The organism is Streptomyces sp. NBC_00076, from assembly GCF_045041235.1.
Lineage (GTDB): Bacteria > Actinomycetota > Actinomycetes > Streptomycetales > Streptomycetaceae > Streptomyces.
Genome location: NZ_CP108242.1, coordinates 10,743,128 through 10,757,622, shown reverse-complemented (window position 1 = coordinate 10,757,622; position 14,495 = coordinate 10,743,128). Strand labels below are relative to the sequence as shown.

The following is a 14,495-nucleotide window of genomic DNA, read 5'->3' as shown; positions in this document are numbered from 1 at the left end:
CTCGTTGAGTCAGGCCGGGAGGAGTGGTGATCAGAGTGGAGGACTGGGCGGAGATCCGCCGGCTTCACCGGGGAATGACCAACATCAACTGACGCAGTGGGGGTCATTTTTCACCCGCCGGAATCGGCTCACATTTCAAGCGTCGCCGACATGGGAGCTGGTGATCCGGTGCGGTGAATCCTCCGCCCGACGCGCAGTACCGGTGAGGGCGCCCCGATCTCCGGCGGCAATCCGCTCCGTGCCGCCCATCCCGTCGTCACACGCATCTGCCCGTGACGGCTTGTCCTGGCTCGCCTGTGCTGTGGCCGTTTCCTTGCGGTCCTTGGTTCGTTGGCAGTTGTGGGGCATCCATATGGCCTGCCTCGGGGGTGAGGGAGAGGGGGCGTTGATGGAGGCAGAGGGAGTCCATCATTCCTACGGCGTTCGGCGGGTATTGCGCGGTATCGATGTCGCGCTGCCCGCGGGGTCGGTGGTGGGCATTGTCGGCGAGAACGGGGCGGGCAAGTCGACGCTGTTGAAGATCTTTTCGGGGGAGCTCCGGCCGGACCGGGGCGTGGTCCGGCACGGTGGGCGGTTCGGGTACTGCCCTCAGCAGGTGGTGCTCAACGACGTGTTCACGGTGCGTCAGCATCTGGAGCTCTTCGCTGCGGCTTATGACGTTCCGGATCTGCGGCGGGCTGAGGAGGTCATGGCGATCCTGGGTTTCGCCCAGTACGCCGGGGCCCTGGTGGGAACGCTCAGTGGCGGCACGCGGCAGAAGCTGAATCTGACGCTCGCGGTGATGCACGACCCGCAGGTGCTGCTGCTGGATGAGCCGTACCAGGGGTTCGACTGGGAGACGTACCTGCGTTTTTGGGATCTGGTCGGGGACCTGCGTGCGGCTGCCCGATCGGTTCTCGTCGTCTCGCATCTGGCCTACGACACCGATCGGCTCGATCAGGTGTGGCGGTTGCGGGACGGTGTGCTGCACGGACGGCAGGAGGAGGTGCGGTGAGGCGGGGGGTGCGGCTGTTCAGGTTCGCCACGCGTTATGGTCTGGTGGAGCACGCCAGGAACCGGTTCGCCATGCTGCTCGTGGCGGTGTTTCTCCCTGTGTGGGTCATCATGACGGGCTGGGCTGTCGCCAAGGAGCCGGTGCAGTTCCGGCTGCACAGCACCCGTCACGTGTTGACCGCCGACAGTGACAAGATCACCCAGATCACCGGTGCGCTGAACGGGGTCACGCTGATCATCGGATTCATGATGTTCGCGGCGACCTTCAGCAATGGGGCATTCGACCGCCGTCTGTCCATGGCCGGGTTTCCCCGGGTTCCGCTCGGGCTGGCGAAGGTCGCCTGCCTGGTCATTGCGTCGGTGGCCGTCTGTTCGTACGCCACCGCGGTCATCTGCTGCTTCTGGTCGCCCCGGCAGCCCGTGCTGCTCGCCGCGGCACTGTTTGGCACGGCGATGACCTACGGCGCGCTGGGCGTCGCCCTCGGCACGCTCCTGCGCCGCGAGGTGGAGGGCATGTTCGCCATTGTGATGATCAGTGTCGTGGACCTGGGCTTGCAGAATCCCCTCGCCAGCGGAGCGGACAGCGGCATGGTGCGCTGGCTGCCCTCATACGGTGCCATGCAGGCTGCGACAGCCGCAGGCTTCTCCACCGCCGTGCCCGCCGTGGACTTCGCCGTCCAGCTTGTCTGGTTCACCGCCGGCACCCTCATTAGCCTGCTGGCCTTCCACCGGCGGACCCGGTCCGCGCTGACAGCCGCTGCGCGGATTGGCTGGCAGGCGGGTGCCGGCCCGGTGCCGTTCGGTAAGGCGGCGAATCGATGAGGGCGGTGTCCCTGTGCAAACAGCCCGCACAGGGACACCGTGTTTCTATAGCCCCCGGGACTACCGCGTGGACGGGGCCGGGGCGGCAGGCCGGCTGATCTCACGACGCAGACGCTCCAGGTCCGGTCCCACGGCCGTGGTCTTCGGCTGGTACCTTTCGGACTCGCCCTGCCGCAGATCGAAGAACAGTTTCAACATATCGTAGATCGCCGCATACCGGTCACCCTGGCCGGAGAGGCCGGGCAACGTGCGGAAGAGCACAGGCACGTACTTGTATACCGCGTTGAATTGGGCACGTTTCTCCGCCACTTGACGCTCCACCCGCTCGATGGCTTCCGCGCGGCTGCACCCCATCTCGTGACGGATCGCCCTGACCAGGTTGTAGGGGACCTGGTCAGCCTCGTCCTGGTCCACGCCCGCCAGGTCGTTCTCAGCGAAGACGACGAAGAAGCCGAGATCCTCAAGACGTCGGACCAGGCGGTGGCTGCGCACCGCCGGCGGCATCTCCCGGTCCTGCACGATCTCCGAGCACGCCAGGCCGACCTCGAAGCCACCGGTCGACCTCCGCAGCGGCAGCCAGTCCGCTGGTGAGGGGACGTAGCCGCTGATGCGATGGCGTGCCTCACGCTCGCAGGCGTGGAGCCATGCCTCGATGTTGTCGAGCAATGCCTCCTGCCATCGCACCGTCCTGCCCTTACACAGGCGCGGCCACAACTGCGCCCAGGACGTCGGGATCGCGCCGTGCGTCCACGGTTCGCCCGGGGACTGGCGCAATGTCGCCACCAGTCCTTCCCTCAGCGCGGTAACAGCGCGCGGGTCCGTCAGCTGCGGATCCTCGAACAGGTCGTCCCACACACCGAACAGCATGCCCAACGCTGCGCTGGTCTGCTTCCTTTCGAAGAGGTCATCGTCATTGCCGTCGGCGTTGCCAGCCTCATCCGCCACCCGAGGAATGATCCGCTCAATCATCGACAGAGCGCCCGACAGCCGGTGATGGTCAGCCTCGGCTGGGGTGGCGGCGATGCCGGTCTCCACGAGCCAGCCCTTCAGCCGCCTCGTTACCTGCTCAGCGTGCGCGCTGTTCTGGGGCTGAGGGGCCTGCCGGACCTGGTGAGGGACAACCGCGGGACGGGAAGCAGTGGGCCGGTCGAGTACGGCCCGAGCGTAGGCCGTCAGACCATCGAGCGCATAAGAGTGATCGGTAAGGTGGGAAAGCTGATCAGCGGCCTCGGTCATGTATGCGTCGGCCACCGCCTGCGCCTCCTGCACGGCCCCGGATGCGACAACGAGGTCCCGGGCACGTGCGGCTTCCTCCTGTGTCATCTCCTTGCCCAAAAGGCGGCCGAGGTCGTGGTCGCGTGAAGCCGCACGGATCACAGGCAGGGTGTAGACACCCTCGGACAGATCGGTGTTGACACGCTTGCCCAACTCCTCAACGGTCGACGTCAGATCGAGAATGTCATCGCGTAACTGATAGGCGTGCCCGAACTGCCAACCGAACCCGGCCAGCGCCTCCTCCCAGGCATCCTGCCGACCACGGACCCCGTTCGCCTGCATCGCCCCCAGCCGGCAGGCCAGGGCGAACAGCTGCGCCGTCTTGCCGGCGATCGCGTCGAGGTAGGCCCGTTCGCTGCGCGAGGCCGCATACAGGTCGGCCGCCTCCATCACCATGCCGGCGCACATCCGTTCGTTCGCCATCGTCCCCTCGACGACTTCGCGCTGACCAAGCTGCGCCAGCATGTTCAGGCCGGTGAGCATCACGCAGTCCCCGGCGAGGATGGCCAGGTGGTCACCCCATACCGCGTTGGCGCTGGGGCGGCCCCGGCGCTCCTGAGCGTGGTCCACGACGTCATCGTGGTAGAGCGCGCCCAGGTGCAGCATCTCGACGGCTGCGGCGGCGAGCACTGCCCGGTCATCGGCCGGCCTCGAAGGATCCGTGAGAACGTAGTACGAGAGCAGAGCAAGGGTGGGACGGACCAGGCCGCGGGACGTACCGGGCCCTTCCTGTGTGAGCGTGTCGAGTTCGGGCCTGCCCTGGATACGCACCGGCCCCAGAGCGTCACGGACCCTGTCCAAGTCCGCCTCCAGACACGGAAAAGCAGCAGGGTCAATCCCAGAAGGTGGCATTGTGCGCTCCTGACACTGGTCGGTGTTCACCGAGCGCGAGGACAGCCGACACGCAGCAGCAGAACGTCGCTGTACCCGCTCCCCGTTGTGACCACCTCCACGCCTCGCCGCCAGGAAACAGGAGACTGTCGCAGTACGCGTCTTTTCCTGCGTCAAACCACCTAATCGCATGAGCTGTTCGCTCTGCAGGGGGCGCGTTCGCGCGGGTCTGCCGTTGGACGCGCCGTCCCGGCTGCGGCGGACAGTCGGGCAGCCTGGCAGGCCAGTTGAAGTGGGTGCGGTGCCTCATCGGGAGCAGCCGGGACCGATCACAATCTACAATCGCAGGTTGCCGACTCACCTGCGTCGTTCTTGCCAACTACGTGGCGTCATAGCTCTCTGACCAGCGGTAGCCGATTCCGACTCTTGCCAACATGCCTGCGCCGTCACAGTTGACGGCACAGGTCAGCGGGTCTTGGGTGGAGGGCCACGTCCAGAGCAAGGGGACTGGCCAGGGATCTGCTCAGGCTTTCCGACCGGCTGCCGCGGTGCTCACGCTGCCGGGGCGACCTCGTCATGAGCGGGGTGGCGCCGCAGAACGACAAACATGGGCGGCCGATCCACCTCGAGCTGTGCCCGGTGTGCGACACCGGAGACGTGGACCGCCCGGCGGCCGGCCTTCTCGTGCAGTGGTTCGCCGACCGTGGCGGTCATGACGAGAGCCGCGTCAAGGAGGGCTCACACCTGCTGATGGAGTGGACGAAGGAGTGCATGGCCACCCACGGCTTTCACTGGAAGGACACCCAGCCCGACCAGCCCTGAGCCGTCATCAGCAGACGCTGCCGGGCGCACAGTGCCGCCGCGTCGTACGAGCAGCGCGACCGCCCGGTCGAACTACCGTTGGGGCCGTGGCGACAACGTACGACTACCCCGGCGCGGCCGTTCTGGCCGTACTGCCGGGCGGCCGGTGTTCGTCAGGGTGTCTTCGGGTGGGGGGCGTCCGCTGCCCTGGTGTGTGCTGTGCCGGTGAGTTCGGTCTGTGAGAGTGCGGCGAGGAGTTGCAGCTTCTCGTCGCTGTCGCTGTCCTTGTCGGGGTAGTAGACGACGAGGATGACGTCGTCGATGGGGAGTTTGTCGCGGTGGAGCCGCAGTTCACCGACGACGGGGTGGTGGACGGTGGCGGTGCCTCCATCGAGATTGCGGACGTCGTGTCGGGCCCACAAGATGCGGAACCGCTGACTGGACAGTGCGAGTTCTCCGACGAGTTCGACAAACCGGGGGTTGTCGGTGTCGTCCCCGATGGTTGTGCGAAGAGCGGCGACGAAGCTGGCGGCGGCTTTGTCCCAGTCCTGGTGAAAGGCTTGCTCCTCGGGATCGAGAAAGAAGGAACGAAGCCGGTTCTGGCCAGGCCGCAGGCGCGGGGAGAGCGCGACGGCCATGGGGTTGGAGGCCAGGACGTCGAAAACGCGCCCTTCGACGAACGCGGGGATCTGAAGGTGGGCGAGGAGCTGGTGCACCCGTGCCGGTACGTGCGCGGGCCGCTTGCGGCGCGGTGCCCTGGGGCGTGCTGCCGTGAGTCCGAGGAGATACGTCCGCTCGATGTCGTCGAGACACAGGACGCGCGCGAGTGATTCGAGGACCTGAGGTGAGGGATTCTTGTCGCGGCCGCGTTCCAGTCGCAGGTAGTAGTCGGGGCTGATTCCGGCGAGCAGGGCGACTTCCTCACGGCGCAGACCGGGCACGCGGCGGTTGCCGCCAGGCGGGATCCCCGCCTGCGCCGGGGAGACCAACTCACGCCGGGCGCGAAGGTAGCTGCCGAGCCGGTGACCGGATTCCTCATCCTTCATGCCGACACCGTAACGCGGTGTGCGTGACTCAGAGGGGGCCCTGGTGGGACCAGGGAAGACGGGGGCACTGTCACATCCAGCGGATGCCGCAAGACTGCGATTGCACTGTTCACGAAGGACAGAGAACACCACTGAATGCGCCGCGGGCCTGAACGCCGTCGGCGCCTGGGCTGAAGGGAAGATCTCGTGGATCTCTCCAACCGCACCGTTCTCATCGTCGGCGGGACCTCGGGTATAGGGCGAGAGCTGGCCCGCCGGTTCGCCGCAGCGGGCAGCACCGTGGCCGTTGGCGGCCGCAGCCCGGAGGCACTCGTGGAACTCGCCCAAGAGGGCTTCGGCACAATCAGCATCGATGTCACCGACGGTACCTCCGTCGCATCTGCCCGAGACGCCGTACTCGCCCGGTACCCCGAGCTGGACACCGTGGTAACGATGCCGGGCGTCATGCTCCTGGAGGATCTGCGCGACCCCGCGCACTTCGAGGCGGCCGAGACGACGATCGACACCAACCTGATGGGCACCATCCGGGTCATCGACGCCTTCACCCCGCACCTGGTCCGGCGGGGTGCCGGCACCTTCATCACCGTCACCTCCGGCATCGCCTTCCTGCCGTTCCCGCCCATGCCCACCTACGCCGCATCGAAGGCCGCGGTGCACGCCTACTCCGAGGCACTGCGCGCGCAGCTCGACGGCACCGGTGTCGGTGTCGTCGAGCTCGTCCCCCCGGCCGTCGCCACGGCAGGACAGGAAAAGGTGAACCCGCACGCGCTGCCGCTCGACGACTTCGCCACCGAGGTCATGCACCTGCTCTCGCAGGAACCCACCCCCCACGAGATCCTCGTGAAGGGCGTCCTCGTGCACCGCTGGGCCGAGCGCGACGGCACCTACGACCACCTCGTCGCACAGCGCTCCCAGGCCCTGGCCATGCTCTCCAGCCGCGAAGGCTGACGCCCTCCCCCTCCGAGCGGCGGCCTCCTGGGGTAGAGCCGAGGTAAGCCCAAAAGGCCGCCAGTCGTTGATCTTGAGGGCTTGATGTCCTCCACTGCGCTGACTTTCTACGTCGCCAAGGCCGCGACCGCGCGTTGGTCGTGTTCGCGCAGCATCCAGTCGGCCCTACCACGCTAACCGACTTCGTCCGGCAAGCCATGGCCGAACTCCCGGCGATCGCCGGCGCAGACCGCGCGACCGCACACCGCTACTTCGACGACTTCGCCCTCCGCCGACTCCCCGCCGCGCTCGCCACAACCCGTCAGGACACCGTCACGGCGGCCATGGCACCTCTGGCCGAGATGTTCGCCGACGCCGGCGGCATGGTCCAGCTGAGCCGTGAGCAGGCTCGCGGCCGGTCCGGCGACTCCGAGATCATCGAGTACATCCTGCGCGGTCAGCCCGGAGGCGTGCCCGGCACCTGGGGCCACCACTTCGACCACTACCTTCTGCCGCTCCCATCACCGACCAGCACCGCAACAAGATTGCCCACCAGGCCGCACTCATCGAGTCCGCACTCGGGAGCGACCCGGCGGACGTCCCGAGCACGGCCCCCGCGCGCGCCACCGGCCGCCGCATCCTGCTGATAGCGTCCGGAGGCGCCACCGACCTGCGCCGAGTCGACCCGGCTCTCCTGCACCCCCCGACCGCCTGGTCCTCAACGACGTCGACCCCGACGCCCTCCAGTACGCCCTCACACACCTGCCGCCCGCGACCCGCGCCCAGACCGCCGCGGCCCCCGGCAACGTCCTGCGCACCGCCGCCCACCTGGCCGCCGACCACGGCCCCTTCGGGGTGAACCTGAACCTGGTGGAGACGCGGACGTTTCCCGGCGGCGTGGTCCTGACCAGGTACGGGACGAGGCGCTGAGCAGCAGCACCCACGCACTGTCCCATTGCATTCGAGTTGGCAGGTGGCAGGTCTTTGATCTGCGGGGCTGCCAGATAGTTTGAGAATGTTGTCCGGTGGGGTTCTCAGGGGAGTTGGCCTTCGCGGAAGCAGGGCTCTCGCGGCTGGCAGAGGTGCCGGTGGGGGGCGAGCGAGGTGGAGGTTAACGACAGATGGCGGCGTAGCTCGGCCGTGCTTCCCGGGCGAGCTGCGGGCTCTGCTCGGCGGGATGGCGATGTCATTCGGAATGGGGGACGGGAACATGGGCGAGGGCGAACTCAACGGTCGGCTCCGGTCGGCGGTTCGGGCGGGGGACGCCGAGGCGGTGCGGGATCTGCTGAACAGGGGCGCGGATCCTGAGGCGGTGGACACGAACGGACTGCCGGTGCTGAGCGTGGCGGTGGCGGCATACGACGCGCCAGTCGCCGAGGCGTTGGTGGAGGGCGGTGCGGATCCTGACCGGGTGCTGCCGGACGGGACCACGCCGTTGTGGCGCGCCGTCGACGGTGGCTCCCCGGCGGTTTTCTCGGCGGTGCTGGGCAAGGAGCCCCGGCTGCGGCTTCCGGAGGCCGCCCGTGAACGGCTGCTCGCCCTGGCCCGGAACTGGTACGAGACGGGCGCGGCCGAGGAACTGTGGCGCAGGACGGGCGCGCCGGGTCCGGCCACGACGGTCCGGGATCAGGACGACGAATACGACTGGGTCGATCAGGTCTCACTCGGCGGCCTCGTCGTGCGGGCTGGGCACGGCGCCATCCTGACCTCGCTGGAGTGGGCATTCCGCGTTCTGACCCCCGTCGACGAACTGATCGCCCGCGCTGTTGAGCAACCGGATGAAAAGCATGTGGACTGGTCCACCGTCTGCTGGATCCTCACCCAGCGCCGCAGCTTCGAGACCTGGTCGGCCGTGGTGGCCCATCGCCACGACCCTGACCCGGCCCATCGCCGGTTCGTGATGGATTACCTGCGGATGCGGGGGTTCCTCGATACCAGCCCCTACTACGAGAAGAAAGAGAGCGAACTCCTGGCCGCCTGGGCGGCCGAGGAAACGGACGGCGAGATGCTCGCGAAGGTGCTCGACGCCTTCACCGACCGCGACCATCCGGACCAGGAAGCCATCGGCCTCCGCTACGCCAGCCATCCCGACCCTCGCGTACGCCGCGAAGTGCCCTACGCCCTCTCCACGGACTACGGCCCCCGCACCCCGGCGGCCAGGGCCGCCCTGCTCACCCTCATCCGCGACCCGGACGCCGAGGTGCGACTCAGGGCGTGCACGGCGAACATGCGGGACGACGACCTCCTCCCGGAGATCACCCAGGCCTTGCTCCTACTGACCGAGGACCCGGATGCCGAACCACGGGGTGCGGCCGCGGCGGCACTGGCCGGCTCCCGGGACCGTACGCCCGCCGTCGCCGACGCCCTGGCAGCGCTGCTCGACGAGGACGACCAACTCGTGCGTCTGGAGGCCGCCTACGGCCTCGCCCTCCGCAACGACCCGCGCACCGCCGAGGCGATCGAGCGGGTGGGACCTCTCGGTGACGGCTTCGAGCACGACCATCGGGCCGACGAACTCTGGCGGTGGAGATGGCGGAAAGAGAACTCGGCTGCCGGGTGACGACCGGTCAGCACGAACACCGGCCGTGACCGGTAGCGCCCTTGCCGACGAAAAAGATCACAGTGGGCCTCGTCGTGTTCGCGGTACACACGGGACAGCAGCGGGGAACGTCGCTGTCTACACCCATTGCCGTGCGGATCAACGAAATGGTCGAAGCAGGGCTCAAACCCCGCGATCGAAGCGTGATCCAACGCGAACTGGCCACCGAGAACGGGAAACACCGGGAATCTGCCAACTGGAATGCGACGGGACAATCGCTCAGCGCGCGACGCAGGCCGGCCCCCACGCCGCACGAGGTCCGTGGCCCGCTCCGCCTCCCGACCGACAGCCGCCGGAGCGTCCTGCTGGAGGTGCCGCAGCACCCCCGCTCGGACATCCGGGCGGCCATCATCGAGGCCATCACGACCGCGACGGACGAACGGCTGCGCAGCGAAGCCGACCGGGAAGGCGCCGAGGTCATCTCCGAGGTGCGCCGTCCGCACCCGGAGTGGAGACGGGCAATGCCCGACACCGGACGCGAGGCGACATGCCGTACGTACTGGACCAAGAAGTTCTGGCGGGAGGCCATGGAGCACCACGCCCCGTCATGACAACGCCCCGCCCCCTGCATCAGCAGGCGGGCGGGGCCCTTCGTCGGGTCAGAACTCCAGCTGCTTCTTCACCTCGGCCACACTCGGCCCGGCATCCGTCGCGGGCATCTTCCAGCGGAACGCTTCCTCCTCGCCGTCGATGTAGATCAGCGTTCCACCCTTCGCCTGCGCTGGCGTCAGGTCGAAGACGCGGGCACGCCACTGGTAGGCGCCAGGCTGCACGGGCTCGGCGTTGTTGTACCTGTCCATGACCACGTTGGATGAATTGCCGCTGACGAAGGCGACCACCTCCCCGTCGGGCGCCATCCACTTCCATCCGCCGCCGCTGATCGGGGCCGGCTCGTCGGCGGCGACAGCGGTCGTGGCTTTGTCCTTCATCGTGACAACGGTGAACACCCCGTTCGCAGCGGTCTCCCCGCCGCCTTCCTTCGCGAACACGATCGTGTCCGGAGTGATCTCCAAGACGCCTGTGCCGCCATCGCCGGTGGTCGTCGCTGAATCGCCCAGGGCCATGGTCTGCGACTCGTCGACCGTCCCGGACTTTTCGACGACGGTTTGAGCACGCTCCGGAGCCGAGTCGGCCTTGTCGCCCCCGCCTCCGCCGCATGCGGTGAGTGCGGCCAGAAGCAGCGCAGCCGTAGCCGCGGTAGCGCGAACGCGCATGAATCCCCATGCGGTTGAGCTTGCGATCTGTCCCGCCGTTACGGGCAGGACTCCCCGAACTTGACCGCGGTGAACTCGACCGGCTGCCCGTTGACGGCAGACCCTGCGGCCGGAGTCTGGCTGCACACCTGCCAGTTGCTCTCCATCAACACGAACCGGTCCTCGGCCGAGGCGTCCTTCACCGTGATCGACGTACCGGAGTCGAGCGCCGCACGCGCCGACTTCACCGACTTCCCCTCGAAGGCCGGCATCTTGCCGCCCGCCACTGCCGGCGGCTTCTCATCCGTTGCCGGGCACGTCTCCTCCAGCTTGACCGCGCCGAAGTCGAGCGTCGCGTCTGTCGACACCGACTTGCCCGCGGCCACGTTCTGGCTGCACACCTTCCAGTTCCGGTCGAACGCCTGCATGCGGTCCCGGCCGAGCGCGTCATGCGACTTCAGCGAGAAGAAGCCCTGCTCCTGCGCCTTGTCCTGCGCGGACTGAAGGCCCATGCCGACGAAGTTGAGGACCTTCTTCTCCTCGGCAGGCTCGTCGGTGTTGGCTGGCGCGCTGCCGGCCGACGCCGCAGATGACGACGGGCTGGCGACGCCCGACGGCTCGGGCCTTTCTGTCGGCTGACAAGCCGTGACGCTGACCGCTGCGGTGCACAGCAGGACAGCAGAGATGATGCGGGTACGCACAGATTCCCCCCGGGTGGTGCAGGTACAGACGGAACACCTTAGATCACATGTGACGGAATGGTGAACAGCCGTCACCGGGCTGTGACATGGTGACGCCCCCGCCCCCTCGCCACAACGGCGGAGGAGCGGGGGCGGCTTCGGCACTATTCCTTTTCGCGGATGGCATCGGTGAGTGCGCTCATGGTTTCCGCGGCCACGGCGAGCGTCTGCGCGAGTGCGGCGTTGGCGTACATCACCCGTGCCTCGTTCGACATTGGGGACGCGTGGACTTCCGTCGCGTTCCTGACGTTGCGCATCGCCTCGGCAATCAGGGCCCGCTGTTCCGGAGTCAAGGGCATACGCGAGTGTCCCGAACACCGGCCGCCCTGCCACCGGGGCGGCGCCGGCTTACTGACGCAGAACGTTCCCTGAAGCGCGGCCTCTTGGGCATGACCACTCTCGATAACATGCGATACCGCGGGCTGCGATCCACGCGCATGGCATTCCACGAGCCGGGTCAGACGAGCGTCCACATTGCAAATCTGCTCGGAGAGCTGGCCGATCCGGTGAGCCAGCAGACCCAGCGTGATCCGAGTGGCCTGCAGCACCGACTCCTCGCCGGCCTCCTCGTGACTGTTCATGTCGGCGAACCGCGCACAGGTCCGGAGCAGTTCGGCATTGCCCAGTCCGGCCAGTTCTTCCCGCAAAGCGGGGTCGGCAGCGACGCGGCCGGAGCGTCACTACCGGCAGAAGCCGTCGCCTCGGCCTCGGCCGAGTTCACGGGAGGAGGGCCTCGAGAACGATGTCGAGGGGGAACGGGTACTGGCCGCCGTTCGGCGCGGGGAGACAAAACTGGCCCTGTGTAAGCAAGCACGCGAGCGGGAAGCGGAGCGCCTACGAGAGGAGAAGCTCTCCGCAGGGCAGGACGCGGTCGCCTGGACGGTGGGGACGAAGCAGGACGGCACCCCCGGCCAACACCAAGGTCGTCGTCTTCGGGAGGACAGCACGCTCGCCGGGTTCTCGTTCTGCAACATGGCGGCGGTGATCCGGAGCGAGGCGTTCGAGCAGCCGACCGCCGTCATCGACGCGCCATCCGCCAAGCTCGGCTGTTCCACGAGCCCGTTCTACGGCCGGGAGCTACGAGCCTGGTCGAGCAGGCTCATAGCTCCCGGTCCCCCGAAGCGGGCCCACTTTCTCACCCCCGCCCGTCGACGACCCCGGATTCCCAGGCCCAAGCGGCGATCTCCACCCGGTTGCGGGCTGAGAGCTTGATCTGCACGTTGGAGAGATGAGTCTTCACCGTGCCGACCGAGATGGTCAGTTCGGTGGCGATCTCGGCGTTGGTCAGCCCTCTGGCCACCAGGCGCACCAGGTCGTTCTCCCGTGCGGACAGTGCGGTGTGCGGTTCCCGGGGGGCGGGCACGGCACTGTTGAGGCGCCGCAGCAGCCGGACGGTGATGGCCGGGCTGACCAGCGCCTCGCCGGAGGCGGCCGCCCTGATGGCCTCGACGAGGAGGGCGGGGCCCGAGTCTTTGATCAGGAATCCGGAGGCGCCTTCGCCCAGGGCGCGCTGGACGTACTCGTCGTCGTCGAACGTCGTCACCACGACGACCTTCGGCGGATCAACGGTGCCGGGGCGGGTCAGTCTGCGCAGTGCCTCCAGCCCGTCCATGCGGGGCATGCGGATGTCCATCAGCACCACGTCGGGCCGGTTGCGCTCGGCGAGTTCCACCGCGTGTACCCCGTCCGCGGCCTCGCCGACGACCTCGATGTCGTCCTCCGCGGCGAGGATCATCGCGAACCCGGCACGGACCATGGCCTGGTCGTCGGCGATCAGCACACGGATCGTCATGACGCCGCCGCCTTCGCCGGGGAGGCGGCCGGGGACACGGGGAGCGTCGCCTCGACGGCCCAGCCGCCGGCCGTCACCGGGCCCGCCTCGACGTCTCCGCCGATCAGGCCCACCCGCTCGGCCAGGCCCTTCAGCCCGAAGCCGCTCTGGGAGAGGTGACGCGGCCGTCCGTCGTCGCTGACCCGTACGGTGAGCCGGTCTCCCGAGCGGTCCACACGCACCCACACCTCGGTGCACCCGTGGGCGTGTTTGCGTACGTTGGTGAGGGCCTCCATCACCACCCGGTGCGCGGTGGTGGACACCTCGACCGGCAGGTCGTCGAGGTTCCCCTCCAGTTCGAGCCGGGCATGGGCGCCGCCGACGGCCGAGAACTCCTCGACGAGCGTACGCACTTCAGCGATGCCCGCCAGCGGCGTCAGTGTCACTTCGCCGTCGGCGTCACGCAGCATCCCCACCATGTGCCGCATCGAGGTCAGTGCCTCCGAACCCGCCTGTTCGATCCTCTGCAGCGCGGGCGGTACGAGTTCGGGCCGCCGGCCGGCCATCGCCTGGGCCCCCTGCGCCTGCACGACGATGCCGGTCACGTGGTGGGCGACGAAGTCGTGCAGGTCCCTGGCGAACTCTGTCCGCTGCTCAAGGCGGAGGGCCGCCGCCTGCCGCCGCCGGTCCACCAGGAGCAGGCGCATGCCGAGGCCAATGCCCAGCGCCGTGACCGCTGCCAGAGCGAAGAGCAGCGCCATGATGGTGGTGGACTGCCGCACCGAGACCGACACCGGCCGCAGCACGATCGCCATGCCCAGCAGAGGGACGGCGAGCGCCACCCACGAGGGCTTCCCCCGTCGGGCGACAAGCAGCAGGAGCCACACGAGCGCCGCCGGCTCGGCGAATCCCAACGGCTGCGAGGCGCCCACCATTTCCATGTGTATCCAGACCGAGAGACACAGCGATCCGACCGCGCACACGCAGGCGGCCACCGGCAGCGCCCGTCGGTCGAGCCGGGGTGAGACGACGGCGAGAGCGACGATCACCAGGGCGCCGATCAGCTTGGCGGGGCCGTGGTAGGGGATCCAGTAGAGGCCGCCTGCCCAGTCGAGCACGACAAGGCCGACCAGGGCTCCGCCGAGCAACATCCACCCCGTGACGGGCAACATCCACTCCGTGACGGGCAGTAACTGCGAACGTCCCGTCTCCCTTGTGGCCAGGGGTGTGGGCGCTTCGTCCGCCGCCTGCACCATCTCTCTCACCGTCCTTCCGGCGGACCGGCCGAAAGTCGGAGCCGGCCTCGCATGATCTGTCTTTCGCCCGATCCGCCGCGCTACGCCGCGGAGGAGAGTCGTGGTCACCGGGCGGCGTTCGCCATTCATCACGCAAGGACCACGTCATGATCACGGCCGACAACACCTTAGTGGGGAGCCCCGGAGGATTTGGAGCCCGCGTCGGCGGCTTCCCGGCAGTGGTCGACCGTACCCAGCCGGC

Annotated in this window: 14 protein-coding genes and 1 pseudogene; 8 read left to right on the top strand and 7 right to left on the bottom strand. The window is 68.2% G+C overall.

The genetic code is table 11. The features are described 5' to 3' along the window. Positions 1-388: 388 nt before the first annotated feature. Entirely contained in the window at positions 389-994 is a 606-nt protein-coding gene (locus OHA64_RS48225) for an ABC transporter ATP-binding protein (protein ID WP_405624423.1), read from the top strand. Between the two features lie 8 nt (positions 995-1,002). Next, positions 1,003-1,815, top strand: coding sequence for an ABC transporter permease (locus OHA64_RS48220; protein ID WP_405623719.1), 813 nt, complete (start codon positions 1,003-1,005; stop codon positions 1,813-1,815). Between the two features lie 60 nt (positions 1,816-1,875). Here OHA64_RS48220 and OHA64_RS48215 read toward each other — a convergent pair whose 3' ends face one another. Further along, positions 1,876-3,942 carry a polyprenyl synthetase family protein gene (locus OHA64_RS48215; protein ID WP_405624422.1) on the bottom strand — a complete coding sequence of 689 codons (2,067 nt, stop codon included), beginning with the start codon at positions 3,940-3,942 and terminating at the stop codon, positions 1,876-1,878. 486 nt (positions 3,943-4,428) lie between these two features. Here OHA64_RS48215 and OHA64_RS48210 point away from each other — a divergent pair, with 486 nt between their 5' ends. Beyond that, the gene (locus OHA64_RS48210; RefSeq protein WP_405624421.1) at positions 4,429-4,743 is read left to right on the top strand and encodes a DUF6300 family protein; all 315 of its coding nucleotides are present in this window, start codon (positions 4,429-4,431) and stop codon (positions 4,741-4,743) included. 152 nt (positions 4,744-4,895) lie between these two features. On the opposite strand, the gene OHA64_RS48205 is transcribed toward OHA64_RS48210, so the two are convergent. Further along, the gene (locus OHA64_RS48205; RefSeq protein ID WP_405623718.1) at positions 4,896-5,768 is read right to left on the bottom strand and encodes a helix-turn-helix transcriptional regulator; all 873 of its coding nucleotides are present in this window, start codon (positions 5,766-5,768) and stop codon (positions 4,896-4,898) included. Between the two features lie 186 nt (positions 5,769-5,954). On the opposite strand from OHA64_RS48205, the gene OHA64_RS48200 reads away from it, so the two are divergent. From OHA64_RS48200 to OHA64_RS48180, 5 genes and pseudogenes are all read left to right on the top strand, one after another. Then, positions 5,955-6,716: an SDR family oxidoreductase gene (locus tag OHA64_RS48200; RefSeq protein ID WP_405623717.1), complete on the top strand. Its 762-nt coding sequence runs from the start codon at positions 5,955-5,957 to the stop codon at positions 6,714-6,716. Between the two features lie 197 nt (positions 6,717-6,913). Further along, positions 6,914-7,342 carry a hypothetical protein gene (locus tag OHA64_RS48195; RefSeq protein WP_405624461.1) on the top strand — a complete coding sequence of 143 codons (429 nt, stop codon included), beginning with the start codon at positions 6,914-6,916 and terminating at the stop codon, positions 7,340-7,342. Between the two features lie 208 nt (positions 7,343-7,550). Continuing rightward, positions 7,551-7,625: pseudogene (locus tag OHA64_RS48190) on the top strand (dihydrofolate reductase); the annotation flags it as partial. Positions 7,626-7,872: 247 nt separating this feature from the next. Next, positions 7,873-9,255 (top strand): HEAT repeat domain-containing protein, encoded by a 1,383-nt coding sequence (locus tag OHA64_RS48185; protein WP_405623716.1) that lies wholly within the window; start codon positions 7,873-7,875, stop codon positions 9,253-9,255. A 131-nt stretch (positions 9,256-9,386) separates the two neighbouring features. Beyond that, positions 9,387-9,845, top strand: a complete 459-nt coding sequence (locus tag OHA64_RS48180) for a hypothetical protein (RefSeq protein WP_405623715.1) — start codon at positions 9,387-9,389, stop codon at positions 9,843-9,845. Between the two features lie 48 nt (positions 9,846-9,893). On the opposite strand, the gene OHA64_RS48175 is transcribed toward OHA64_RS48180, so the two are convergent. From OHA64_RS48175 to OHA64_RS48155, 5 genes are all read right to left on the bottom strand, one after another. After that, complete coding sequence (locus tag OHA64_RS48175) at positions 9,894-10,508, bottom strand: hypothetical protein (protein WP_405623714.1); 615 nt, start codon at positions 10,506-10,508, stop codon at positions 9,894-9,896. A 38-nt stretch (positions 10,509-10,546) separates the two neighbouring features. Continuing rightward, positions 10,547-11,188 (bottom strand): hypothetical protein, encoded by a 642-nt coding sequence (locus tag OHA64_RS48170; RefSeq protein ID WP_405624420.1) that lies wholly within the window; start codon positions 11,186-11,188, stop codon positions 10,547-10,549. A 143-nt stretch (positions 11,189-11,331) separates the two neighbouring features. Beyond that, entirely contained in the window at positions 11,332-11,874 is a 543-nt protein-coding gene (locus tag OHA64_RS48165; protein ID WP_405623713.1) for a hypothetical protein, read from the bottom strand. A gap of 488 nt (positions 11,875-12,362) precedes the next feature. After that, a complete protein-coding gene (locus OHA64_RS48160; protein ID WP_405623711.1) occupies positions 12,363-13,019 on the bottom strand; it encodes a response regulator in 657 nt (218 codons plus the stop codon). Beyond that, the gene (locus OHA64_RS48155; RefSeq protein WP_405623710.1) at positions 13,016-14,254 is read right to left on the bottom strand and encodes a sensor histidine kinase; all 1,239 of its coding nucleotides are present in this window, start codon (positions 14,252-14,254) and stop codon (positions 13,016-13,018) included. The genes OHA64_RS48160 and OHA64_RS48155 overlap by 4 nt, the downstream gene beginning before the upstream one ends. Between the last annotated feature and the right edge of the window lie 241 nt (positions 14,255-14,495).